The 23,165-nt window shown below is 70.0% G+C and carries 19 protein-coding genes and 1 tRNA gene; 6 read left to right on the forward strand and 14 right to left on the reverse strand.

The features are described from left to right. On the forward strand, positions 1-930 hold a 930-nt coding region (locus tag CCR97_RS28435; RefSeq protein ID WP_338049153.1), incomplete at its 5' end, for an alpha/beta fold hydrolase. Positions 931-1,264: 334 nt separating this feature from the next. Here CCR97_RS28435 and CCR97_RS28440 read toward each other — a convergent pair. The 4 genes from CCR97_RS28440 to CCR97_RS28455 form a co-directional block, all read right to left on the reverse strand. Further along, on the reverse strand, positions 1,265-2,710 hold the full coding sequence (locus CCR97_RS28440) for a porin (protein ID WP_111356558.1): 1,446 nt from the start codon (positions 2,708-2,710) through the stop codon (positions 1,265-1,267). 1,003 nt (positions 2,711-3,713) lie between these two features. Beyond that, positions 3,714-3,807 (reverse strand) — tRNA-Ser (locus CCR97_RS28445). A gap of 157 nt (positions 3,808-3,964) precedes the next feature. Beyond that, a complete protein-coding gene (locus tag CCR97_RS28450) occupies positions 3,965-4,231 on the reverse strand; it encodes an SEL1-like repeat protein (protein ID WP_111356559.1) in 267 nt (88 codons plus the stop codon). A gap of 364 nt (positions 4,232-4,595) precedes the next feature. Next, entirely contained in the window at positions 4,596-5,279 is a 684-nt protein-coding gene (locus CCR97_RS28455; protein ID WP_276330209.1) for a glutathione S-transferase N-terminal domain-containing protein, read from the reverse strand. A gap of 518 nt (positions 5,280-5,797) precedes the next feature. On the opposite strand from CCR97_RS28455, the gene CCR97_RS28460 reads away from it, so the two are divergent. Further along, the gene (locus CCR97_RS28460) at positions 5,798-6,109 is read left to right on the forward strand and encodes a PsiF family protein (RefSeq protein ID WP_111356560.1); all 312 of its coding nucleotides are present in this window, start codon (positions 5,798-5,800) and stop codon (positions 6,107-6,109) included. Between the two features lie 671 nt (positions 6,110-6,780). Here the strand turns inward: CCR97_RS28460 and CCR97_RS28465 are convergent. After that, positions 6,781-6,978, reverse strand: a complete 198-nt coding sequence (locus tag CCR97_RS28465) for a hypothetical protein (RefSeq protein ID WP_201160112.1) — start codon at positions 6,976-6,978, stop codon at positions 6,781-6,783. A 751-nt stretch (positions 6,979-7,729) separates the two neighbouring features. Beyond that, the gene (gatB, locus tag CCR97_RS28470; RefSeq protein WP_111356561.1) at positions 7,730-9,217 is read right to left on the reverse strand and encodes an Asp-tRNA(Asn)/Glu-tRNA(Gln) amidotransferase subunit GatB; all 1,488 of its coding nucleotides are present in this window, start codon (positions 9,215-9,217) and stop codon (positions 7,730-7,732) included. 270 nt (positions 9,218-9,487) lie between these two features. On the opposite strand from gatB, the gene CCR97_RS28475 reads away from it, so the two are divergent. After that, entirely contained in the window at positions 9,488-11,233 is a 1,746-nt protein-coding gene (locus tag CCR97_RS28475; protein WP_170145766.1) for an amidohydrolase, read from the forward strand. 115 nt (positions 11,234-11,348) lie between these two features. On the opposite strand, the gene gatA is transcribed toward CCR97_RS28475, so the two are convergent. Further along, positions 11,349-12,830: an Asp-tRNA(Asn)/Glu-tRNA(Gln) amidotransferase subunit GatA gene (gene gatA, locus CCR97_RS28480; RefSeq protein WP_111356563.1), complete on the reverse strand. Its 1,482-nt coding sequence runs from the start codon at positions 12,828-12,830 to the stop codon at positions 11,349-11,351. Positions 12,831-12,835: 5 nt separating this feature from the next. Further along, positions 12,836-13,123 carry an Asp-tRNA(Asn)/Glu-tRNA(Gln) amidotransferase subunit GatC gene (gatC, locus tag CCR97_RS28485; protein WP_111356564.1) on the reverse strand — a complete coding sequence of 96 codons (288 nt, stop codon included), beginning with the start codon at positions 13,121-13,123 and terminating at the stop codon, positions 12,836-12,838. 281 nt (positions 13,124-13,404) lie between these two features. Here gatC and CCR97_RS28490 point away from each other — a divergent pair, with 281 nt between their 5' ends. Continuing rightward, the gene (locus CCR97_RS28490) at positions 13,405-13,566 is read left to right on the forward strand and encodes a Thivi_2564 family membrane protein (RefSeq protein WP_170145767.1); all 162 of its coding nucleotides are present in this window, start codon (positions 13,405-13,407) and stop codon (positions 13,564-13,566) included. Here the strand turns inward: CCR97_RS28490 and CCR97_RS28495 are convergent. Next, positions 13,548-13,733, reverse strand: coding sequence for a hypothetical protein (locus CCR97_RS28495; RefSeq protein ID WP_111356565.1), 186 nt, complete (start codon positions 13,731-13,733; stop codon positions 13,548-13,550). The genes CCR97_RS28490 and CCR97_RS28495 overlap by 19 nt on opposite strands. Positions 13,734-13,868: 135 nt before the next feature. Here CCR97_RS28495 and CCR97_RS28500 point away from each other — a divergent pair, with 135 nt between their 5' ends. After that, on the forward strand, positions 13,869-14,231 hold the full coding sequence (locus CCR97_RS28500) for a DUF6665 family protein (protein WP_244670728.1): 363 nt from the start codon (positions 13,869-13,871) through the stop codon (positions 14,229-14,231). Between the two features lie 30 nt (positions 14,232-14,261). On the opposite strand, the gene CCR97_RS28505 is transcribed toward CCR97_RS28500, so the two are convergent. The 4 genes from CCR97_RS28505 to aspS all read right to left on the reverse strand — a co-directional run bounded on the left by CCR97_RS28505 (position 14,262) and on the right by aspS (position 18,325). Continuing rightward, positions 14,262-14,564 carry a glycine zipper domain-containing protein gene (locus CCR97_RS28505; protein WP_244670729.1) on the reverse strand — a complete coding sequence of 101 codons (303 nt, stop codon included), beginning with the start codon at positions 14,562-14,564 and terminating at the stop codon, positions 14,262-14,264. Positions 14,565-14,668: 104 nt separating this feature from the next. Then, a complete protein-coding gene (gene speE, locus CCR97_RS28510; RefSeq protein WP_111356571.1) occupies positions 14,669-15,538 on the reverse strand; it encodes a polyamine aminopropyltransferase in 870 nt (289 codons plus the stop codon). 174 nt (positions 15,539-15,712) lie between these two features. Beyond that, on the reverse strand, positions 15,713-16,207 hold the full coding sequence (speD, locus tag CCR97_RS28515; protein ID WP_111356567.1) for an adenosylmethionine decarboxylase: 495 nt from the start codon (positions 16,205-16,207) through the stop codon (positions 15,713-15,715). A gap of 321 nt (positions 16,208-16,528) precedes the next feature. Further along, on the reverse strand, positions 16,529-18,325 hold the full coding sequence (aspS, locus tag CCR97_RS28520) for an aspartate--tRNA ligase (RefSeq protein ID WP_111356568.1): 1,797 nt from the start codon (positions 18,323-18,325) through the stop codon (positions 16,529-16,531). 214 nt (positions 18,326-18,539) lie between these two features. On the opposite strand from aspS, the gene CCR97_RS28525 reads away from it, so the two are divergent. After that, positions 18,540-20,174: a thiamine pyrophosphate-dependent enzyme gene (locus tag CCR97_RS28525; RefSeq protein ID WP_201160114.1), complete on the forward strand. Its 1,635-nt coding sequence runs from the start codon at positions 18,540-18,542 to the stop codon at positions 20,172-20,174. A 157-nt stretch (positions 20,175-20,331) separates the two neighbouring features. Here the strand turns inward: CCR97_RS28525 and CCR97_RS28530 are convergent. Continuing rightward, positions 20,332-23,165 (reverse strand): PAS domain-containing hybrid sensor histidine kinase/response regulator (locus tag CCR97_RS28530; RefSeq protein WP_201160115.1); only part of this gene is annotated, 2,834 nt, incomplete at its 5' end.

Genomic DNA, 23,165 nt, shown 5'->3' on the forward strand with positions numbered 1-23,165 from the left:
CCCCCGAACAATCCGGGCGAACCAGGCTGGGGCGACACCATGACCGACGACGGATATCGGAGCCACTTCGTCACCGCGACGGACGGGCTGAAGCTGCATGCGCGCGACTACGGCGATCCCGGCCTGCCCGGGCCGCCGGTCGTCTGCCTGCCGGGGCTCACCCGCACGGCGGCCGACTTCCACCCGCTCGCCAGCGCGCTGGCGCGCGATCCCCTCCACCCGCGCCGGGTGCTGTCGCTCGACTATCGCGGCCGCGGCCTCTCCGACTACGACCAAAACCCCGACAACTATTCGGTGGCGGTGGAGCTCGGCGACGTGCTGACCGTGATGGCGGCGCTCGGCGCGCTGCCCGCCGTGATCGTCGGCACCTCGCGCGGCGGGCTGATCACCATGGCGATGGCGGCCGTGAAGCCGGACGCGATCGCCGGCGCGGTGCTCAACGACATCGGCCCGGTGATCGAGATCGACGGCATCGCCCGCATCAAGACCTATGTGGGCCGGGCCGGATCGCCGCCCGGATTCGCCGAAGGCGCCGTCGCCCTGAGGACCAAGTTCGCGGGCGAGTTCCCGGACTGGACCGACGAGGACTGGCTCGCCATGGCGCACCGCACCTGGCGGCAGGAGAACGGCCATCTGGTGCCGACCTACGACCAGGCGATCGCGCGGGCGCTCGCCGCCTTCGACATCTCCAAGCCCCTGCCCGAGCTGTGGCCGCAGTTCGATGCGCTGGCGAACGTGCCCGTGATGGTGATCCGCGGCGGCCTCTCGGATCTCCTGTCGGCCGCGACGGTCGAGAGGATGCGCGAGCACCATCCCGGGATCGAGGCGATCGAGGTGCCGCGCCAGGGCCACGCCCCCGACCTCGCGAGCGACGACGTGATCGCCCGCATCGCCGATTTCGTGACGCGCTGCGTGGCGGCGCGGGGCTGAGATCGACGAGGCAGGCCGGACATCGGCGGCTCCCCCACCCGGCAAAGCCGCGCTCGCACCTCTCCTTCGTCGTGCTCCGCGAAGGCGGAGCACCCAGTACTCCGCAGTCTCTCGACCAAAACAAAGCAGGTCGGTGGGATACTGGGTCGTCCGCCTGCGCGGACGACGACCATCGAGGGGCCGTGCCTTCACCTTTGACGTCATGTGGATCGGGACGAGCCCGGCCATGACGAGGCGCGCGGCGCGGCCCCTCTCCCACGACGAAAAACCCCCGGCGGAGACCGCCGGGGGTTTCGACCCGAAGAGGGGTCAGACAGTCGCAGTGATCAGACGATCACGGAACGATGTCGCGATGCACGCGGAACGTGACGGCCAGCGCGTCCTGATCGCCGAACACGTTGCCAGCGCGAGCCGCCTGAGCGCCGACGCCGGCGATCGAGGTCGCGGTCGAGCCCTTCAGAGCCGAGTCGAGGCTCGTGTAGAGGACGTCGACGCCCATGTAGAAGTCCGGACGAACGTTCCACTGGGTGCGCGAGCCGAGCTGCCAGAACGCGAAGTCCATGTCGCAGGCCGACGCGGCGGTCAGGTTGATGGTCGTGCTGGTGTTGCGGAAGTAGTTGCACATCGCGGTGTTGCCGGCATCGCCGTAATCCACGTTGATGTAGGCACCGTAGACCGAGGTCTTCAGGGCCGGGGTCCACACGTGCTCGTACGACGCGTTGACACCGAACACCTTCACCAGATCGACGCCACCGCCGTTGACCGCGACGCCATCCGTGAACCAGCCCGTGCCGATCGAGTCGCCGCTGTAGCGGAGAGCCGAGCCAGCAGTCGGCTGGGTCGTCACGGCGTACTTCAGCGCGCCCTCGGTGTAGTTCACCTGGAACTGGAAGCTGTCGCCGCGCGAGATGAAGTCGGTCTTGATGCGAGCGCCGACACCGACCGCGAAGCCGATGGCGTCGTCGCCGTTGCCAGCGGTCGTGATCGGCACGCCACCAGCGAAGTTGTAGGCGGCCGAGGCGTCATGCAGGGCGCCCATGACCTGGAAGGAGCCCCAGGCCTGGTCGACGCGGATGGCACCGACGACATCCGGCCAACGAACGTTGACGTAGTCGTTGTTCAGGTTGGCGCCGAGCGTGACCGCAGTCGCAGCCGCGCCGTCGTTGAAGATGCCCGTGCGACGGGGGGCTTCGGCCGAGATCGTGGCCGACACGCCGTTGCCGAGCTGCGCCGTGTAGGCGGCGAGGTTGGTGCCGGCGTCGCCGGTGTCCGACGAAGCGAAGCCGAAGTACGACACGGCCGGGTTCGAGAAGATGTCGTAGAACGACTGCGCCTTACCGAACGTGAAGCCGGCGAACTGGATGAAGCCGCGGGTCGCGTACAGCGTGTTGGTGCCGTTGTCGTCGGTGAAGCCGAGCAGGTAGTAGGTGCGCAGGGTGCCCCACTCGGTCTGCGTCCGCGAGTCCATCGTCATGACGGCGCGGGTGCGGAGCACGGCGTCGTCACCACCGCGGCGGCTCTGCTCGCCATTGGTCGCGCCGAACATGACGCCCTGGGAGACCTGCGAGCCGTTGCCGTAGTAGTACTGGCCGCGGACGTAGCCACCGATCTTCACGCAGGTGTCGGTGCCCGGGATGTAGTAGAAGCCGGCGCCGTACAGCGAGCAGACCTTCACGTACTCGACGGGCTTCGCCTTCACCGGCAGATCGGCCGCCTGAGCGCCGGCGATCGCCACGAGACCAGCCGCGGAGCCGAGGAGAAGGGTTTTCACCATCTTCATCTGAAACCTCCATTCGTTTGCCTTGGGAGGGTTCCGTCTCCGGCGGGTGGCATGCACCCTGGAAGGTCCCCTTACTCCCGACGATCCACCCAGTATTCCGTGCCGTTCGTGTCACCGATCCGACTTGGAACCTAGACGGGGCGACCCCGGGAATGCCCCCCTGCGTCGCGAGGTCAGATTAGCTGAGAGCCCCCTGCAGGCAATAAAGAACCGCCGCCGAACCGGCTCCAAGCCTCTGAATCCGGAGCGGTGTTGCCCAAAGGACACGAAATCGGGGGTCACCCGAAGGGTTTGGGAAGCGTAAAAACCGTTAACGAATGCAACGGCTTGCGCGAGGCGCCGAGGGCGCCGCCCGGCCCGACGCTGCACACATGTCACGGTGGGCCTCCGGGCCTCTCTCGGGCCGACGAGCGCCTCGAATCGAGTCGATTTCGGGTGCGGAAGCCGGGCCCGCACACCCCCGCCACGACGGCTCCGCGGTACCGCCCTGGGCGAGCCGCCACCGAACACGAATTGTCGCAAAGTGTTAAAAGAGGTTGCTTTCCCAGCGGCTTGGCGTCGGTGCCGGCCGTCCGCGGGTCGCATCGACCGCCGGGCCGAGGGGCACGCGCGGTCCGTTGACAAGGGCGGAGGCGATTCTTCCGGAGCCTGCCGCGCCGGATCGGCCCGCGCCGGCCGGTTCACGGGCGGGCCGACGGCGAGGTCCCCGGGGACGAGGGTCACGCCGAGAGAGATGCCTCGCGGCCCCACCTCCGGACCACCCAGGTCCGACCGGGGCGATCACCGCCGTTGCCGGAGCCGGTCCTCGCCCACGCCGAATTCTCACCCAGGGGAAATTCGCCCCGAAGCGGTCCGCGCGAGTCGCGGCGCCAGCCATGCCGACACGCGTGTCGGCCGCGATCGTGTGTCACGATCGACCGGTGACCCGGGTGGAAGAGGCCTGGATCGTTGGTGCCGGCGAGCCGAGGATTCCCCGGCAGGTTCGGCGTGGCGCCGAGAGGGCTGGCGGAGCCGGAGGGATTCGAACCCTCGATACGGCTTTAAGGCCGTATAACGGTTTAGCAAACCGCCGCCTTCAGCCACTCGGCCACAGCTCCGACGCGGTTTGTCGTAGGCGGTTCGGTCAGGACGGTCAAGCCGGCGCCCCGGCGCGATGGTCCGTCGACCGCTTCGGTCCGCCGGCGCCGGCGGCGCTCTGCGGCGCCGCGCATGAACGGCGAACAGCGAACGGCGACCCGGCGGAGTCCCCTGCCCTCAGCGGCCGAGCCAGGCGCGGGCGGCGCGCTGCGCCGTCGCGATCTCGCCCTCGCTCATCATCTCGGCGACCTCGCGGCGCAGCCTTATGGCGTCGCGATTGCCGTTCAGGGCGGCGAGATTGAACCACTTGTGCGCCGACACGTAGTCGGCCTCCACGCTCGCGCCGGTCGAGTACATCATGCCGAGCTGGAAGAACATGTCGGCGTCCGTGGTGGCCGCACCGAGGGCCGCCGTCTCCAATGCCGCAGTGTCGAACCGTCCCATGTCTGGCCTCCCCAGGCCGTGGCCGCTGTGCCGGCCGTTTGCTTGATCGCAGCGTCCGGATCGTCGCCGTCCGAACACCCCGATCTTCCGGGAGGCGTCTGAAAGTGCACTTAAAAGGTGCGATGAATCCCCCCTTAACGGCACCGCGGCAGGCCCGCGGAATCGCTGGCCCGACAACGCGGAACCCTCGGATTTCCAGGCACTTTCCGAAATTGCGAGGAATCCCGGTAACCACATCGCGCAAGCCCGTGTTCACCACGCCGGAAAGCCGCGCGAAATAGGGTTTTGGTAATACGGGTCGCCGACCGGCGGTCTCCGCGGAAGATCCGACGCGGCACAGCCGCGCCGGATCCGGAGCGAGACGTCAGCGGGCGCGCTGGCCGAACAGCAGCGCCTGGACGGCCGGGTCCTTCATGTCGACGCCGGTCGCCGCCTCGGCGGCGAGCGCCATGCCGCGCGCCACCGCGGGCCGCGCCAGCAGCGTGTCGAGCCAGCGCTTCACGTGCGGGAAGTCGGCGAGGTCCTGGCCCTGGCGCTCGTACCGGCTCGCCCAGCCGATGCAGGCGACGTCGGCGATCGAGTACGCGCCGGCCAGGAACGGCCGGTCGGCGAGCCGGCGGTTCATCACGCCGTAGAGCCGGTTCACCTCGTCGGTATAGCGCTTGATCGCATAGGGCACCTCCTCGCGCGCATATTGCCGGAAGTGATGCGCCTGGCCGGCCATCGGCCCGAGCCCGCCCATCTGCCACATCAGCCACTGGTCGACCTCGACGCGCTTGCGCTCGTCGGCCGGATAGAGCTTGCCGGTCTTGCGGCCGAGATACTGGAGGATGGCGCCGGACTCGAAGATCGAGATCGGCCTGCCGCCCGGTCCGTCCGGATCGACGATCGCCGGGATGCGGTTGTTGGGGGCGACGGCCAGGAAGGACGGATCGAACTGCTCGCCTTTGCCGATGTTGATCGGCCGCACCACGTAGGGCAGCCGGCACTCCTCCAGCATGATGGAGATCTTCCAGCCGTTCGGCGTCGACCAGTAGAAGAGCTCGATCGGCGCCGGCTTCGCTCCAGTGCGCGCGCCACCGCGCGATCCGCTGCGCGCCGCAGCCGCCCTGCCCTTCGCGACCGGCGCGGGTGCCGCCTTCGGAGCCGACCTCGTCGTCGTTGTCTTGCGCGAGGCTGACGTGCTCTTGCCGGGTGCGGATTTGCTCGGCGTGCTCTTGGTGGACGCGCGCTTGACAGGCGCGACCTTGCCGGGCGCGACCTTGCGCGATGCGCTCCGGCGCGGCGCGGGCGTGCGCGACGCGGCCTTGCCGGACTTCGAGGCGGGGGTTCGGGCCATCACTCTCTCCTGTCGTGAACGGATCGGATCGTCGGACGAAGCGCCCGATCGAGATGTCGTCGGCGGGGCGCCGGCGCAAGGCACGTTTGCGGCGACCGCCGACAGTTCTCGCGATCTGGTCCGTGCGATCGCGGCTCTCGCCTCCGGTCGCGATGATCGTGCGACCCGATGGCGTCGCCGCGGAGCCACTTGTATCCTGACACTCCGCTTCCACTGGAGAGGACACCATGAGCAGGTTCGTGATGACGAAAGGCTGCTGGACCGGACGTGGATGGACGGCCGTGCTGGCGGCCGGATGGCTCGCGCTCGCCGCGCTGCCGGTCACGGCACAGGACGCGAAGCCCGCCGCCGACAAGGCCGCCGCGAAGCCGGCCGCCGAGACGTCGGCGGCCGGGACGCCCACGACCGCGAAGAAGACGACGGCGCAGCAGCAGCGCATGAAGGACTGCGCCGGGAAGTGGAAGGACGAGAAGGCGGCCAAGAACGTGAAAGGCCGCGGCGCCTACCGCACCTTCATGAGCGGTTGCCTGAAAGGCTGAGCGGCGGACCGATCCCCGCGGCGGTGTCGGCCCCGAGGGCGGCGCATCGCGGACGCGACGTCTCGCGCCGCCGACCGAGCGGGCGCGGACGTGGCCCCGTGTCGGTCGATCGCTGCGGCGCCGGGACGACGACAACAACTCTAAAGAAACGCCTCGAACACCGCGCCTCGAATCCGGCGACGCGAAAACCGGATCGAACACGCCGGACGCAAACGTCGGGTCGAGACGGGAACGGGAACCGCAGCACTGCGCCGCGTCAGGCCGCCCACGCGATCGTGGGCTCCGAGCTTTGGGTGATCCCGTGATCACCCGGCGACGGCCTCGAGGCCTGCGGGCCGTCGCACGATGAGGGGGGCGTCGGCGAGAGGTCCGATGATCGGGCTGCTCCGGCGGCGATCAGCCGCTCGTGAAGCAGAGCGAGACCTTTGCACGGTCCACCCGGCGGTCCGCCGCGGTCCGGCCATCGCGGCCGGTGGAGCGGATGCCGGGCTCGGTCTCGCCGACGCCCTCTTTCGTCGTTCGTGACCGGCGGCGGTCGGAAAGCGCGCTTCGCATCTGAGAGAGCTTCGCTGGAAGCCGACGTCGGATGGAAGCTCGTTCGCGCCGCTGTCGCCGGTCCCCGACGAACGCCACGGCTTGCCCGGAGCCTGTCGCTCCGAGAGGCCGCGGTTTCACTTCTTCTTCGCGGGAGCCTTCTTGGCCGCCGGCTTCTTCGCCGCAGTGGTGGTCTTCTTCGCCGTCGCCGTCTTCTTGGCAGCCGGCTTCGCGGCGGCCTTCGTGGTGGTCTTCTTCGCGGCGGCGGTCGTCGTCTTCTTCGCCGTCGTGGTCTTCTTGGCGGCCGGCTTCGCGGTCGTCGCTTTCTTCGGCATGCTGCCCTCCTAGCCGTGGTGGGATGGCTATCAGAAACGTGCCCACGCGAATCGAGGGCACTACACTTCGATTACTACAGCACAACGGAAAAATCAGCGGCTCCGCTTGGCGTTCCGTGTCGATCGCGACGATCGATACAGGTGTGAGACGCGCGTCGTCGCCGCGTGCGCGGCGTCTCGTGTCGTCGCGCACGATCGCGAACGCGCCTGCGCGGCTTCCGGAGACGATGAAAGTTGTGCCGATGAAACGGGCGTTTCTCGCGTGTGGTCGGGAACGCGCGCGCGTCCGTCGACGCGACGACGCGCGCTCGCGGAGCAGTCGCGACGCGCCGCGATAACGCTTCGTTCACGTCGAAAAAAATTCTGCGGATTTCCTCCGCGACGGCGTGCCGAGGACCGCATCGCGGCGCGTCACGCACATCGAATCGAGCAGCGACCGATTCGACGCGGTGCCGGAACGCCTGCCGCAGAGGGCGTTCGGACACCTCGCGAGGGACGAGGAACGACCCGTCGAGAGCATCGCGGCCGGAGCTGAGAGGGAGCGTCGTCGCCGATCGTGCGTCGCACGAAAGACGTCGGCTGACCTTCGCACGCGGCGACGATGCGGCGAGACGACGGCGAAGAGGCGACGAGGAACAGTCAGGAGGAGACGCGACGGCCGCCGGCGGGCGACGCGATGCCGCGCCGTCGAGGCTGCGGCGAAGGCCGTGCCGCAGGGGCGCGCGGCACGGCATCGGCTCGTTCGGTGCGGCTACTCGAGGCCGAGCTTGCTCTTGAGGAGCGCGTTGACGGCCTGCGGGTTGGCCTTGCCGCCCGAGGCCTTCATCACCTGGCCGACGAACCAGCCGACCATCGCCGGCTTCTCCTTCGCCTGTGCGGCCTTGTCGGGGTTCTTGGCGATCACCTCGTCGATCGCCGCGGCGATCGCGCCGGTGTCGGTGACCTGCTTCATGCCGCGCGCCTCGACGATCGCCTTCGGGTCGCCGCCCTCGCTCCACACGATCTCGAACAGGTCCTTGGCGATCTTGCCCGAGATGGTGCCGTCGGCGATCAGGTCGAGCACGGCGCCGAGCTGGTCGGCCGACACCGGCGACTCCGCGATGCCGTGGCCCTCCTTGTTGAGGCGGCCGGCGAGCTCGTTGATCACCCAGTTGGCGGCGAGTTTCGGATCGCGACGCGCGCCGGCGCCCCGCTCCACCACGCTCTCGAAGAAGGCGGCGGTCTCGCGCTCGGCGACCAGCACGTCGGCGTCGTAGGCCGACAGGCCGTAGTCCGCCATGAAGCGCGCCTTCTTGGCGTCGGGCAGCTCGGGCAACGCGGCGGCGAGCGCGTCGACATAGGCCTGGTCGAAGACGAGCGGCAGCAGATCCGGATCGGGGAAATACCGATAGTCGTGCGCCTCCTCCTTGTTGCGCATCGACCGGGTCTCGCCGCGGCCGGGATCGAACAGCCGGGTCTCCTGCACGATCGCGCCGCCGTCCTCGATGATCTCGATCTGGCGGCGCGCCTCGACCTCGATGGCCTGGCCGATGAAGCGCAGCGAGTTGACGTTCTTGATCTCGCAGCGGGTACCGAGCGGCTCGCCGGGGCGGCGCACCGAGACGTTGACGTCGGCGCGCAGGCTCCCCTCCTCCATGTTGCCGTCGCAGGTGCCGAGATAGCGCATGATGGTGCGCAGCTTGGCGACGAACGCCTTGGCCTCCTCGGCGGAGCGGATGTCGGGCCGCGAGACGATCTCCATCAGGGCGACGCCGGAGCGGTTGAGGTCGACGAACGACATGGACGGGTGCTGGTCGTGCAGCGACTTGCCGGCGTCCTGCTCGAGATGCAGCCGCTCGATGCCGACCCGCACGGTCTCGCCGTCCGGCATGTCGACCACGACCTCGCCCTCGCCGACGATCGGCGACTTGTACTGGCTGATCTGGTAGCCCTGCGGCAGGTCCGGGTAGAAGTAGTTCTTCCGGTCGAAGACGGACTCGAGATTGATCTGCGCCTTGAGCCCGAGGCCGGTGCGGATCGCCTGGCGGACGCACTCCTCGTTGATCACCGGCAGCATGCCGGGCATCGCCGCGTCGACCAGCGAGACATGGCTGTTGGGTGCGCCGCCGAAGGCCGCCGAGGCGCCGGAGAACAGCTTGGCGTTCGAGGTCACCTGGGCATGGACCTCCATGCCGACGATCACCTCGAAGTCGCCGGTGGCGCCCTTGATCAGCTTCGTCGTCTTCACCGGTGCGTTCATGTCCGCCTCGTCTGTCTGGCCGGAGCGGCCCGGCCGGGATCCCGGCCGGGCGCCGCCCGGTGTCCCCGCGCCCGAGAAGGCGGCGCGTGGTCGATGTCTCATTCGGTTACAGAGTGTCGGCGCCCCCTTCAAGGCTCGGCACCGCATCGCGACCGCAGCGCACGCGGTCGAGGCATGCCGGTCCCGCGCGGCGGTTCGGATTGTCGCGCCCGGTCGCGCTCGCTATCGTCCATCCCAACAAGAAAGTTCAACATCGTGGAGGACGTCCGAATGCACCCCCGTCACGCCACCCGTGTGCTCGCCGTCGGCCTGCTGGCCGGCACCGCCGCGCTCGCCGCTCCGGCGATCGCCCAGACCGCTGCACCCGGCGCGTCATCGCCCGGCGCAGCGCCGAGTGCGGCGCCGGCTTCGGCCGCGCCCCGCACGGCCGACACGATCCTCACCAACGGCAAGATCGTCACGGTCGACGACCGCTTCACCATCGTGCCGGCGCTGGCGATCGCCGGCGAGCGCATCGTCGCGACCGGCAGCGCGGCCGACATCGAGGCGCTGAAGACGCCGCAGACCCGGGTCATCGACCTCGGCGGCAAGACCGTCATCCCCGGCCTGATCGACAACCACGCCCACTTCATGCGGGCGGCCGAGTACTGGGACCGCGAGGTGCGGCTCGACGGGATCACGTCGCGCAACGAGGCGCTGGCGATGATCGCCGCCAAGGCGAAGGCGTCGAAGCCGGGCGAGCTGGTGCTGTCGCTCGGCGGCTGGTCGGAGGAGCAGTTCACCGATCAGCCCGGCGGCTTCACCAAGGCGGAGCTCGACGAAGCGGCGCCGAACAACCCGGTCGTCCTCCAGGTCATCTACTTCCGCATCTACGCCAACTCGGCGGCCCTGAAGGCGCTCGGCATCACCGGCGAGACGCCCGACCCGCGCAACGGCAAGATCGAGAAGGACACCAGCGGCCAGCCGACCGGCGTGCTCAACGGCGGCGGCGCCGTCGCCTGGACGCTCGGCCGGCTCGGCGAGGTCTCTAAAGAGACAAGCGTCGAGAACGCCCGCGCCCTGATGCGCGACCTCAACCGGATGGGCATCACGGCCTACCAGGAGATGGGCGGCCGCGCCTTCAACGCCGGGCACCTCGAGGCGTTCCGCACCGTGTGGGAACGCAAGCAGATGACGGTGCGGGCCTTCTACAACATCTGGCAGGAGCCGACCTCGGCCGAGGGCGTCGACAAGGCGCTCGCCGTCATCGCCGGCCTGAAGCCGTTCCAGGGCGACGACTGGCTCGACCACACCGGCTACGGCGAGACCGTCTACTTCCCCCTGCACGACAATCTGCTCGCCCGCGGCGCCTCGCCGACGCCGGAGAACATGGCGCAGTGGCGCCGCATCGCCCAGGCGGTCGCCGACAAGGGCATGCACCTCAACGTCCACGCCCAGCTCCGCGGCACCATCGAGGCGTTCCTGACCGAGATCGAGGCGATCAACGCGGTCAAGCCGGTGAAGGGGCTGCGCTGGACGATGTCGCACGGCGACCAGCTCGAGCCGCAGGACATCGCCCGCATGAAGCGGCTCGGCATGCACGTCCAGCTCCACAGCCGGCCGACCGTCCAGGGCGCCCTGATGCTGAAGGTCCACGGCGACCGCACCTATGCGATGCCGCCCCTGCGGCTCGTCCAGGACAGCGGCATCCCGTGGGGGCTCGGCTCCGACGCGACCGCGGTGACGCCGACCAGCCCGTTCACCACGCTGCACTGGGCCGTGACGGGCGAGATGGTCGGCGGTCGCAAGGTCCTGAAGGAGACGATCACGCGCGAGGAGGCACTGATCGCCCACACCCGCTCCAATGCCGCCTTCCTGTTCCAGGAGGGCAACCTCGGCTCGCTCGCCCCCGGCAAGTACGCCGACCTCGTCGTCCTCGACCGCGACTACCTCACCGTGCCCGCCTCCGAGATCAAGGATCTGAAGCCGGTGATGACCATAGTGGGCGGCAAGGTCGTGCACGAGGCGGGGAAGTAGGGTCTCGCGCCGGTCGTAGGGTGGGCGCGGCGCGGAGCGCCGGTCCCACCCGGTCCAGACCAGCGGCACCCGGCAGCGCGGGCACGAACGTGCCCGCCCTACGGCGCCACGACCCTCACCACCACGGCTGCGGGGTGAACCGGCCGGCGTCCTGCTCGATGGCGCCGGCGAGCGAGAACAGCGTCTCCTCGTCGAACGGGCGGCCGATGAGCTGGAGGCCGAGCGGCAGGCCCTGCGCGTCGAGGCCGGCCGGCACGGCGATGCCGGGCAGGCCCGCCATGTTCACCGTGACCGTGAAGATGTCGTTCAGGTACATCTCGACCGGATCGCCCGACACCTTCTCGCCGATGCCGAAGGCGGCCGACGGCGTCGCCGGCGTCAGGATCGCGCTCACCCCCTGCGCGAAGCAGTCCTCGAAATCCTTCTTGATGAGGGTGCGGACCTGCTGGGCGCGCCGGTAATAGGCGTCGTAGTAGCCGGCGGAGAGCACGTACGTGCCGATCATGATGCGGCGCCGCACCTCCGGGCCGAAGCCGGCCGCGCGCGTCTTCTCGTACATGTCGACGATGTCGTTGCCCGGGACCCGCACGCCGTAGCGCACGCCGTCGTAGCGGGCGAGGTTGGACGAGGCCTCGGCCGGCGCCACGATGTAATAAGCCGGCAACGCGTACTTGGTGTGCGGCAGCGACACCTCGACGATCTCGGCGCCGGCCGCCTTCAGCCACTCGGCTCCCTTGCGCCAGAGCGCCTCGATCTCGTCCGGCATGCCGGCGACCCGGTACTCCTTCGGGATGCCGATCTTCATGCCCTTCACCGAGCGGCCGACCGCCGCCTCGTAGTCCGGCACCGGCAGATCGACCGAGGTGGTGTCCTTCGGATCGTGGCCGGCCATCGAGCGCAGCAGCACGGCCGTGTCCTTCACGGTGCGGGCGAAGGGGCCGGCCTGGTCGAGCGACGAGGCGAAGGCGACGATGCCCCAGCGCGAGCAGCGCCCGTAGGTCGGCTTGACGCCGACGATACCGGCGAAGGCCGCCGGCTGGCGGATCGAGCCGCCCGTGTCGGTGCCGGTGGCGCCGAGGCAGAGGCTCGCCGCGACCGCCGAGGCCGAGCCGCCCGACGAGCCGCCGGGCACGATCCTGGCGTCCGAGCCGGTGCGCCGCCACGGCGAGATCACCGGGCCGAAATGCGAGGTCTCGTTCGACGAGCCCATGGCGAACTCGTCGTTGTTGAGCTTGCCGAGCATCACGGCGCCGTCGCGCCACAGATGCGACGTCACGGTCGACTCGTAGACCGGCACGAAGTTTTCGAGGATCGCGGCGCAGGCGGTGGTGCGCACGCCCTCGGTCGCGAACATGTCCTTGATGCCGAGCGGCAGGCCTTCGAGCGGCCCGCCCTCGCCCTTGGCGAGCTTCTCGTCGGAGGCCTTCGCCATGGCGAGCGCCTTGTCGGGCGTCTCCAGTACATAGGCGTTGAGGACGCGCGCCTTCTCGATCGCGTCGAGATGCGCCTGCGTCAGCTCGACGGCGGAGATCTCGCGCCGCTTCAGCGCGTCGCGGGCTTCGGTGAGCGACAAGGTGTTGGGGTGCGACGCGGTCATCGGGCTCACTCCACCACCTTGGGGACCAGGAAGAAGTGGTCCTGCGTCTCCGGCGCGTTCCTGACCACGAGATCGGGGATGTCGCCATCGGTGACGACGTCCTCGCGCTTCTTCATCACCATGGGGGTGACCGAGGTCATCGGGGCGACGCCGTCGACGTCGACCTCGGAGAGCTGCTCGACGAAGGCCAGGATGGCGTTTAGCTCGCCCTGGAGGTGCTCGACCTCGGCGTCCTCGACGGCGATGCGGGCGAGATGGGCGATGCGACGGACCGTCGCGGCGTCGACCGACATGGAAGCTCCTCGGCAGCCGGAAGCGGTCGTGCGCCCTGAGTCGCGCCCCGCCCGGATTTTCCGAGGTTCTAGCAGACGGTATCGCGGCGGCAACCCGGCGCCCCGGAGGCCCATCGGCCCGGGCGGATCAGGGCGGATCAGGGCGGGAACTTACCGTCCCGGCACGCCGTTGAGGTAACGAGAGCGGGACGCCCCGCGCCTCGCCGCCGCACCCGCGGCGTCACCGCGTGCCGGGCACCCGCCCGGTCGAGACCGCAACCGTCGCACGAGCCGGAGCCCCGATGGCCACCCTGATCAGCGTCCTCATCACCTTCGTGGTCATTCTTCTGGTGCTCTACCTGATCGGCATGCTGCCGATCGATGGCCGGGCGAAGCAGATCGCCCGCATCGTCGTCATCATCATCGGCGTGCTGTCGCTGCTGCGCTACCTGGCGGTGTTCTGATCGCTCTCGCGATAGCTCTTCAGGGTCGCCCGATCGCGCTCGACCTCGGCGGCGCGGTCGGTGCGGCGCTGCCGCCAGCGCATCGTGCCCCAGATGAGCGCCGCGGCCAGCACCACGACGATTCCCACATTGATCAGCAACCACAGCACGCCACCCGCGTCGTCCATCCTGCGCTCCTTCATGCCCTCGGGCCCTGCGTGCTAACGTCGGGGCGGACGAGACGATCCATGCGCGCCGTGGACAGCGGCGCGCATGGGCACGACGTCGAGACAAGGCGCAGAGGCGAAGCAAAGAGACGGGAGATGGCGAAGTCACCGCGCGACCAGACGCCGGCCGATCTGCTCGGCGACGAGTTGATGGCCGAGAAGGCCTCGGCGCTCGGCCGCCTCGGGCGCGGGCTGGAGCAGGCGCTGGCGGCGCTTCGCGCGCACGACGCGACGCCGGGCGGCGCAGGCGCGGGTGACACACGGCAGAGCCGCGCCGTGCTGGTCGACACGGCCGCGCATGCCTTGTGGATGCTGATGGTGCAGCGGGAGGCCTGCGGACTGCGCGATGCGCGCGCCCTGGTCCGCGACTACGCGGTGCCGGCCGAGGTGCAGGCGCGCGCCGGCGCGGTGCTCACCTCGCCGGTGCCGGTCAAGCGATCGCGGCGCGGGCCGTTCTGAGCGCCCGCGCCTTCTCTCTATAAAGCAGGATCAGTAGCAGTACTGGCGCTGGACGCGCTGATAGCCGCCCGGCACCGCCTGGTAGCAGCGGCCCTCGTACCAGTAGAAGCCGCCGCGGCGCTGCTCGGCCTGCGCGCCGATGATGGCGCCCGCGGCACCGCCGATCAGGCCGCCCGCGATGGCGCCGCCGGCCCGACCCGTCGCCGCGCCGCCGATGATGGCGCCGGCCGCGCCGCCCAGGAGGCCGCCCGTGAGCGCGTCCTGCGCGGCCGCCGGGCCGGACGGAGCGAGCGTGAGCGCGACGAGAGCAGCGGCACCGAGGGTCTTGAGCATCGCCATTCCTCCTGAGGGTTCCCGTGCTCCGTGGCTTACGGATCTTTGTGGCTTTTTTGGAATCGGCGGGGCGAAACCGCGGCCGCCGACGACCAGTCCGGCGCTCAGGCGGCGGCGACGACGTCGGCGATGAAGCGGGGCAGCGCGAAGGCGGCGCGCTGCACCTCCGGGGTCCAGTAGCGCGTCGCGAACCGCCCCGCCGCGATCCAGCGCCGCTCCAGCTCGGCCGGCTCGATCTGCCGCAGGGCGAGGTCGTCGGTGGCGAAGCCCATCGCCATGTGGCCGCCCACATAGGTCGGGATCGCGGCGACGTAACAGGTCCCTTCCGCGAACAGCGACCGGAAATGGCCGACCGACGTGGCGAGCTCCTCGGGCTGGAAGAACGGCACGCCGTTCTGCGTCACCATCACGCCGCCCGGCGTCATCACGCGCCGGCAGCCGGCGTAGAACTCGCGCGTGAACAGGACGGCGCCCGGCCCCTGCGGGTCGGTCGAATCGACGATGACGACGTCGAAGCGCTCCTCGGTGGTCGCGACGAAGTCCATGCCGTCGGCGATGACCAGATGGAAGCGCGGGTCGGCGAGCACCGGCCCGGTGAACTCGGGGAAATGGGTCTTCGAGAACTCGACGACCGAGGCGTCGATCTCGACCTGGACGAGCCGCGCGACGCCCTTGTGCTTGAGCACTTCCTCGGCGATGCCGCAGTCGCCGCCGCCGACGATCAGCACCCGCGTCGCCGCGCCGTGGGCGAGGATCGGCACGTGGCTCATCATCTCGTGGTAGACGAACTCGTCCCGGGTGGTGACCTGGGTCGCGCCGTCGAGCATCAGCATCTTGCCGAAGGTCTTGTGCTCGAAGAGGACGAGATCCTGGTGCGCGGTGCGCTCCTCGAACAGCACCCGCTCGGCCGCGTAGGTCATGCGGAAGCCGAGATCGTCGAACAGGGTCTCGGGGATCCAACGCTTGTCGGACATGTCGAATGGCTCCGCGGCCGTCGCGGCACGGACGGCCTCTCCGTCGTCATGCCCGGCCTCGTGCCGGGCATCCACGTCTCTGCGCCGCGGCCCGGCGTGGATGGCCGGGACGAGCCCGGCCATGACGGCTCAGTGCTAAATCCACGGCTCAGTGCTAGACCTGCGGCTGCGTGGCTACACGCCCTGCCCGCGCAAAAGCTCGCTGACCGCGACGCGCTTCGCCGAAAAGGCCTCGCGCAGGATCGGCACGCAGGCCTCGGGCACCGCCTCGCCGCACATGAACACGTCGAGGGCGGCGTAGCCGGCCTCCGGCCAGGTGTGGATCGAGATGTGGCTCTCGGCCAGCACGGCGACGCCCGACACCCCGTTCGGCTGGAAGTGGTGCAGGTGGATGTGCAGGAGCGTCGCGCCGGCGGCGTCGATGCAGCGCCGCAGCGTGTGCTCGATGTGCTCGATCTCGTCGAGCCGCTCGCCGTCGTAGATGTCGATGATCAGGTGGGCGCCGGCGCAGCGCACGCCGTTGCGCACGACGAAATGGTCGAGTCGCGCGGCGTTGCCCCGATCCTCGTCGGCCGCCGGAGCGGTCGGGATCTCGTGCTGGGCGACGTCGCGGACCGCACCTGGACGCTCCAGGCCCGTCCCCGATCGCAAGAGGGCGCTGTGACGCATGTCGTCCTCCCGGGTTCGACGGTGTTTTGGGGAAATGCTGCACGCTGACGCCGCAACGGCGCGGGGCAAGCAGATTGCGAACAAACGAAAGCCGCCGATCGGTCGCTCGGACCAGGGTCAGCGGCATGGGGGTGACATAAGCACCCCGCCCCCTGGGATCAAGGAATTTTTCGGCGGGGCGGGCGCGCCTCGCCGACCACCTTCGTCATGCCCGGCCTTGTGCCGGGCATCCACGCCTTCACGAAACCGCAGCGGTCAAGGCGTGGATGGCCGGGACGAGCCCGGCCATGGCGGCGGTTAGGCCGTGCAGAAGTCTCCGCCTCACTTCTGCGGCAGGTTCAGCCGGATGTGCAGCTCGCGCAGCTGCTTCGGCGTCACCTCGGAGGGGGCGCCCATCAGGAGGTCCTCGGCCCGCTGGTTCATCGGGAAGAGGACGACCTCGCGCAGGTTCTCCTCGCCGGCGAGCAGCATGACGATGCGGTCGACGCCCGGCGCGATGCCGCCGTGCGGCGGGGCGCCGAGCGACAGCGCGCGCAGCATGCCGCCGAACTTCGCCTCCAGCACGTCCTCGCCGTAGCCGGCGATGGCGAACGCCTTCTTCATCACGTCCGGACGATGGTTCCGGATCGCGCCCGACGACAGCTCGATGCCGTTGCACACGATGTCGTACTGGATCGCCTTCATGCCGAGGATCTTGTCGCTGTCGCCCGGCTCGAGCGCCAGGAACTCGTCCACGGGCATGTTCGGCATCGAGAACGGATTGTGGGAGAAGTCGATCTTCTTCTCCTCCTCGTTCCACTCGTACATCGGGAAGTCGACGATCCAGCACAGCGCGAACTGGTCCTTGTCGATGAGCCCGAGATCCTCGCCCGCCTTGGTGCGGGCGAGGCCGGCGAACTTGGCGAAGTCCTTCGGCTTGCCGGCGACGAAGAAGCACGCGTCGCCGACCTTCAGGCCGAGCTGGTCGCGGATCGCGGTGGTGCGCTCGACGCCGATGTTCTTGGCGAGCGGACCGGCGCCGCCCTCCTCACCCTCGCGCCAGAAGATGTAGCCGAGGCCCGGCTGGCCCTCGCCCTTGGCCCAGTCGTTCATGCGATCGCAGAACGCGCGGTTGCCGCCGGTCGGCGCCGGGATCGCCCACACCTGGGCGGCCGGATCGTTCGCCAGGATGTTGGCGAACACCTTGAAGCCCGAGCCGCGGAAATGCTCGGAGACGTCGGCCATCTCGATCGGGTTGCGGAGATCCGGCTTGTCGGAGCCGTACTTCCGCATCGCCTCGGCGAACGGGATCAGCGGGAACTTTTGAGTGACGCGCTTGCCCTTGCCGAACTCCTCGAACACCCCGCGCAGCACCGGCTCGACCGCGTCGAACACGTCCTGCTGGGTGACGAAGCTCATCTCGAGGTCGAGCTGGTAGAACTCGCCGGGCGAGCGGTCGGCGCGGGCGTCCTCGTCACGGAAGCAGGGCGCGATCTGGAAGTAGCGATCGAAGCCCGACACCATGATGAGCTGCTTGAACTGCTGCGGCGCCTGCGGGAGCGCATAGAATTTTCCCGGGTGGATACGGGAGGGCACGAGGAAGTCGCGCGCGCCCTCGGGGCTCGACGCCGTGAGGATCGGCGTCTGGAACTCGAAGAAGCCCTGCTCCTTCATGCGGCGGCGCAGGCTGTCGATGATCTGCCCGCGCAGCATGATGTTGGCGTGCAGCCGCTCGCGGCGCAGATCGAGGAAGCGATAGCGGAGCCGGATGTCCTCCGGATACTCCTGATCGCCGAACACCGGCATCGGCAGCTCGGCGGCGGGGCCGAGAACCTCGATCTCGCGGGCATAGACCTCGACGGCGCCGGTCGGCAGGTCCGGGTTCTCGGTGCCGGCCGGGCGGTTGCGCACCAGCCCGTCGACCCGGATCACCCATTCGGAGCGCACCTTCTCGGCCGTGGCGAAGCCCGGCGAGTCGGGATCGACCACCACCTGGGTGAGACCGTAATGGTCGCGCAGGTCGATGAACAGCACGCCGCCGTGGTCGCGAATGCGGTGACACCAGCCCGACAGGCGGGCCGTGGCGCCGACGTCGCCCGCGCGGAGCGCGCCGCAGGTGTGAGTCCGATAGCGATGCATGGCGGTCCATCGAAGCATACGGCCGGCGCGAGGCGCCCGGCCCGGTGAATTCGGCCGCACAAGCGCATGCGTCGCGCGGCCTTGTCAAGACGCGGGGGCGGCCCGCCCGTCCCCCGAAACCGGCCCTCCCGCGACGCCATTCGCGCCCCGCGACAGCCTCGCCGGCTTCGGCTATACGGCCGAAATCCCCCGGGACGCGAGCATCGAGGCGACCATGGACCTTTCGACCACGGCCGACGCGGCCGTCGCGACGCTGCTGGCGCACGGCATCGACACGCTCTATGCGGTGCCCGGCGTGCACAACGACCCGTTGTTCGACTCCCTCTTCCGCAACGCCGATCGCATCCGCACCGTGCATGCCCGCCACGAGCAGGCCGCGGCCTACATGGCGCTCGGCGCCGCGCTCGCGACCGGCAAGCCGCAGACCTTCGCCGTGGTGCCGGGACCGGGCCTCCTCAACGCCGGGGCCGCGATCCTCACCGCCTATTCGATGAACGCGCCGGTGCTCGGCCTGATCGGCCAGATCCCGGAGGCCGAGATCGGCCTTTCTCGCGGGCATCTGCATGAAATTCGAGATCAGAGCGGCATCGTCGCCCGCCTCGCCGACCACACGGCCCGCATCCGGACCCCCGAAGAGGCGGCGCCGTTCGTCGCCGCGGCGATCCGGGCGATGGCGACCGGGCGCCCCGGCCCGGTGCTGCTCGAATGCGCCATGGACGTGTGGGGCCGCCGCGCCGCGCTGCCCCCGGTCGCACCGCCCGCGGCCCTTCCGGAACCGGAGCTCGACGAGGACGCGCTGCGCGCGGCGGCGAAGCTGCTCGGCGCGGCCAGGAACCCGCTGATCATGGTGGGCGGCGGCGCCCACGGCGCGGCCGAAGAGGTCGCGGCGCTCTCGGCGATGCTGCAAGCCCCGGTCGGGTCCGGCTTCCGCCGCGGCCGCGGCATCCTCACGAGCCGCGATCCGCTCAGCGTCACCCATCCGCTCGCCCACGACCTGTGGGCCGAGACCGACGTGGTGCTGGCGGTCGGCACGCGGCTGTTCTTCCCGGTCCGCGACTGGGGCGTCGACGACGACCTGAAGATCATCCACGTCAACGCCGAGGCGGCCGAGACCACCCGCCACACCGACCCGGCGGTCGCGCTCGTCGGCGACGCGGCGGCGATCCTGCGCCGCCTCATCGACCTCGTGCCGGGCCACAATCGGACCCGCCCGTCGCGCCGCGCCGAGATGGAGGAGCGCCAGGCGAAGCTCCGCGAAAAGCTCGCGGTGCTACAGCCGCAGCTCGCCTATCTCGAGGCGATCCGCGCCGCGCTGCCGGACGACGGCATCTTCGTCGACGAGGTGACCCAGATCGGCTTCGCGGCCCGGCTCGCCATGCCGGTCTACGCGCCGCGCACGTTTCTCTCGCCCGGCTACCAGGACAATCTCGGCTGGGGCTTCGCCACGGCGCTGGGCGCCGCCGACGCCTGCCGCGACCGGGCGGTGCTGTCGATCAACGGCGACGGCGGCTTCATGTACACGGCGAACGAGCTGGCAACCGCGATGCGTCACGAGATCCCGCTGGTCGCCGTGGTGTTCGCCGACGGCGCCTTCGGCAATGTCCGGCGCATCCAGGAGGAGAGCTACGGCAACCGGCTGATCGCCTGCGACCTCGCCAATCCGGATTTCGTCAAGTTCGCCGAGTCGTTCGGCGCCGCGGCCGAGCGCGCCCGCACGCCGCAGGAGCTTTCCGCCGCGCTGAAACGCGGCTTCGCGCGGCGCGACGGCCCGACCGTGATCGAGGTCCCGGTCGGCCCGATGCCGTCGCCCTGGCCGTTCATCTTCCTGCCGAAGGTGCGCGGGCGGTAGTTTCAAACTCCGTCATTCCGGGGCGCGCCGAAGGCGCGAACCCGGAATCCAGCGGCGAGCACCGAACGCGCGGCTGGATTCCGGGTTCGGCGCTGTGCGCCGCCCCGGAATGACGACCAGACCGATCCGCCGAGATTCAGACGAGAGGTAAGAGCGCCTACTCCCCCGGCGGGTCGTTGGTGGTGCGGCGGCGCTTCTTGCGCGCGGCGGCGCCCGGCGCGGCCGGGCCGGCGAGCGCCTCGCGCACCTTTCGGGCGAGGTCGGCCTTGCGGTACGGCTTGTTGAGGAGCGTCACGTCGGGGTCGAGCCGGCCGTGGTGGACGATCGCGTCCTCGGCGTAGCCGGACGTGTACAGCACCTTGACGTCCGGCCGCCGGCGCAGGACCTCGGCGGCGAGCTCGCGGCCGTTCATGCCGCCCGGCATGATCACGTCGGTGAACAGGAGCTGGAACGCCTTGCCGTCGTCGAGCAGCTTCAGCGCCTCCGGCCCGCTGCTCGCGGCGAACGCCGTGTAGCCGAGGTCCTCCAGGAGCGTGATCACGTTGCGGCGGACGAGATCGTCGTCCTCGACGACCAGGATGGTCTCGTCCCCGCCCGTCATGGCGTCGATCGCGGGGGCGTCCTCGTCGCCCTCCTCGGTCTCGACGATGCGGGGCAGAAAGAGCTTGATCGAGGTGCCCTGCCCGTCCTCGCTATACAGCTTCACGTGGCCGCCCGACTGGCGGATGAAGCCGTAGACCATGCTGAGGCCGAGCCCGGTGCCGCGGCCGACGTCCTTGGTGGTGAAGAACGGCTCGAACACCTTGTCGCGAATCGCCTTGGGGATGCCGGACCCGGTGTCGGAGACGGCGATCATCACGTAGTCGCCGGGCCGCGCGTCCGGATTGGTCTCCGCATAGGTCTCGTCGAGCGTGACATTGGCGGTCTCGACCGTGAGCTTGCCGCCGTCCGGCATGGCGTCGCGCGAGTTCACCGCGAGGTTGATCACCGCGGTGGAGAGCTGCGAGGCGTCGACCATGGCGGGCCACAGCCCGTCGGCGAGCGAGGTGGCGAGCTCGATGTGCTCGCCGAGCGTCGGCCGCAGCAGGCGGGCCGTGTCGGACATCAGCCCGTTGATGTCGGTCGGCCGCGGGTCGAGCGGCTGCCGGCGCGCGAAGGCGAGAAGCTGGCGGGTGAGGTCGGCGCCACGCCGTGCCGCCTGGTCGATGATCCGCGCGATGGTGGCGAGATGCGGCCGGTCGGCGACGCCCTTGGCGAGAATCTCGATCGTGCAGGTGATGGCGGTGAGGATGTTGTTGAAGTCGTGCGCGACGCCGCCGGTGAGCTGGCCGATCGCGTCCATCTTCTGGCCCTGGCGGAGCTGCCGCTCGATGTGCTTCGACTTCGACAGGTCGTGATAGAGCAGCACGGCGCCGCGCACCGCGCCGTCGCCGTCGAGGATCGGGCGCGCCGTCAGGGACAGCGCGAGGTCGCGGCCGGTCGCCACCTCGCGCAGCACCAGCTCGGTCGCGTCGATCGGCTCGCCGCGCAGCACCCGGCGCAGCGGCCGCTCGTCGTGCGGCACCTCGGTCGTGCCGTCCGGCTGGAAGATCGCGTAGGACTGCTCCCAGGCGTCGAGCGACTGCGACCCGTCGATGCCGAGCAGCGTCTTGCAGGCCGGGTTGAGGTGCAGGAAGTTGCGGTTCTCGTCGGTGACCAGGAACGCGTCCGGGATCGACGCGATGGTCTTCTCGAACAGCTCGGCGCTGCGCTGCGCCGCCACCGTCTTCTCGAACAGCTCGGAGACGTCGCGGTAGACGATCACGGCCGCCTCGTGCCGGCCGGCCTCGTTGCGGATCGAGCGGCCGCTCGCCACGATGTGCAGGTCGCTCTCGCCGGTGGCGCGCCGGCAGATCAGCTCGAGGTCGTCGAAGCTCTCGCCGCGGCGGGCGCGCGCGATCGGCGTCTCGTCGGGCGGATAGGGCGTCGTGCCGTCGGGCCGGAAACGGCGATAGACCCGCTGCCAATCGGCGGAGCCGATGTCGTCGCGGTTGCCGAACATCGCCCGGCACGCCGTGTTGGCGAACAGGGTGCGGCCATCCGCGTCGATCATCAGGACGGCTTCCGCCATCGTGTCGATCATGGTGCGCAGGAGGTCGCCGTAGCGACGCGCCTCCGCCTCGCTCTCCTTGCGGGCGCGCTCGGCGAGCTGGCGGTCGGTGATGTCGAGCGCGGTGGCGATCCGGTAGCGCACGCTGCCGTCGGTGTTGCGCACGCTGGTGATGTCGAGCTGGACCGGCAGCGACGACCCGTCGCGGCGCAGGAACACCGTGTCGAAGATCACCCGGCCGGTGCGGTCGCCTTCGGCGAGCAGCGCCGCGATGCGGGCGCGCTCCTCCTCCGGATAGCCGTCGAGCACGTTCGAGCCGCACACATCGGCGACGTCGAGACCAACCATCGCGGCACGGGCCTTGTTGGCGAAGGCGATCGTGTTGGTCGCCGCATCCGTCACTGTGATGCCGAAGGCGGCGTTCTCGAACGTGTCGGCCCAGCGCCGCAGCTCGGCCTCGCGCACCACCGTCTGGGTGACGTCCTCGGTGAACAGCACGATGCCGCCGATGGCGCCGCCCGGCTCGTGCCACGGCCGGATCTCCCAGCGCACCCAGATCGACGGACCGCCCGGCACCTCGTAACGGTCGGCGTCGCAGCTCTCGCTCGCCCCGGCGAGGCAGCGCGCATGCGCCTCGCGCCACCGTTGCGGGATGTTCGGGAAGACCTCGTAATGCGACCGGCCGACCAGCACCTCGCCGGCGACGCCGTGGTCTTCCTGGAACCGGCGGCTGGCGGCGAGGCAGCGCATCTCGCGATCGAACATCGCGATGCCGACCGGCGCCGCCTCGATGCACAGGCGCAGCAGCGCGTCGCGCGCGTGGGCCGGCCCGTCGGCCAGCAGGCCGTCGTGCGGGGTGATCCCCCCCGTGCGGGGCGGCGGCGGGGCGGGATGGTGTGGGC

It is taken from the genome of Rhodoplanes elegans, from assembly GCF_016653355.1.
Lineage (GTDB): Bacteria > Pseudomonadota > Alphaproteobacteria > Rhizobiales > Xanthobacteraceae > Rhodoplanes > Rhodoplanes elegans.

What these genes read in the sequence shown, in the direction of transcription:
- CCR97_RS28440 (WP_111356558.1), bottom strand. Translation starts at nt 2,710, where the DNA reads ATGAAGATGGTGAAAACCCTTCTCCTCGGCTCCGCGGCTGGTCTCGTG.
- CCR97_RS28450 (WP_111356559.1), bottom strand. Translation starts at nt 4,231, where the DNA reads ATGGGACGGTTCGACACTGCGGCATTGGAGACGGCGGCCCTCGGTGCG.
- CCR97_RS28525 (WP_201160114.1), top strand. Translation starts at nt 18,540, where the DNA reads ATGGACCTTTCGACCACGGCCGACGCGGCCGTCGCGACGCTGCTGGCG.
- speE (WP_111356571.1), bottom strand. Translation starts at nt 15,538, where the DNA reads ATGTCCGACAAGCGTTGGATCCCCGAGACCCTGTTCGACGATCTCGGC.
- CCR97_RS28460 (WP_111356560.1), top strand. Translation starts at nt 5,798, where the DNA reads ATGAGCAGGTTCGTGATGACGAAAGGCTGCTGGACCGGACGTGGATGG.
- CCR97_RS28475 (WP_170145766.1), top strand. Translation starts at nt 9,488, where the DNA reads ATGCACCCCCGTCACGCCACCCGTGTGCTCGCCGTCGGCCTGCTGGCC.
- CCR97_RS28505 (WP_244670729.1), bottom strand. Translation starts at nt 14,564, where the DNA reads ATGCTCAAGACCCTCGGTGCCGCTGCTCTCGTCGCGCTCACGCTCGCT.
- aspS (WP_111356568.1), bottom strand. Translation starts at nt 18,325, where the DNA reads ATGCATCGCTATCGGACTCACACCTGCGGCGCGCTCCGCGCGGGCGAC.
- CCR97_RS28495 (WP_111356565.1), bottom strand. Translation starts at nt 13,733, where the DNA reads ATGGACGACGCGGGTGGCGTGCTGTGGTTGCTGATCAATGTGGGAATC.
- CCR97_RS28465 (WP_201160112.1), bottom strand. Translation starts at nt 6,978, where the DNA reads ATGCCGAAGAAAGCGACGACCGCGAAGCCGGCCGCCAAGAAGACCACG.
- gatB (WP_111356561.1), bottom strand. Translation starts at nt 9,217, where the DNA reads ATGAACGCACCGGTGAAGACGACGAAGCTGATCAAGGGCGCCACCGGC.
- CCR97_RS28500 (WP_244670728.1), top strand. Translation starts at nt 13,869, where the DNA reads ATGGCGAAGTCACCGCGCGACCAGACGCCGGCCGATCTGCTCGGCGAC.
- CCR97_RS28490 (WP_170145767.1), top strand. Translation starts at nt 13,405, where the DNA reads ATGGCCACCCTGATCAGCGTCCTCATCACCTTCGTGGTCATTCTTCTG.
- gatA (WP_111356563.1), bottom strand. Translation starts at nt 12,830, where the DNA reads ATGACCGCGTCGCACCCCAACACCTTGTCGCTCACCGAAGCCCGCGAC.
- gatC (WP_111356564.1), bottom strand. Translation starts at nt 13,123, where the DNA reads ATGTCGGTCGACGCCGCGACGGTCCGTCGCATCGCCCATCTCGCCCGC.
- speD (WP_111356567.1), bottom strand. Translation starts at nt 16,207, where the DNA reads ATGCGTCACAGCGCCCTCTTGCGATCGGGGACGGGCCTGGAGCGTCCA.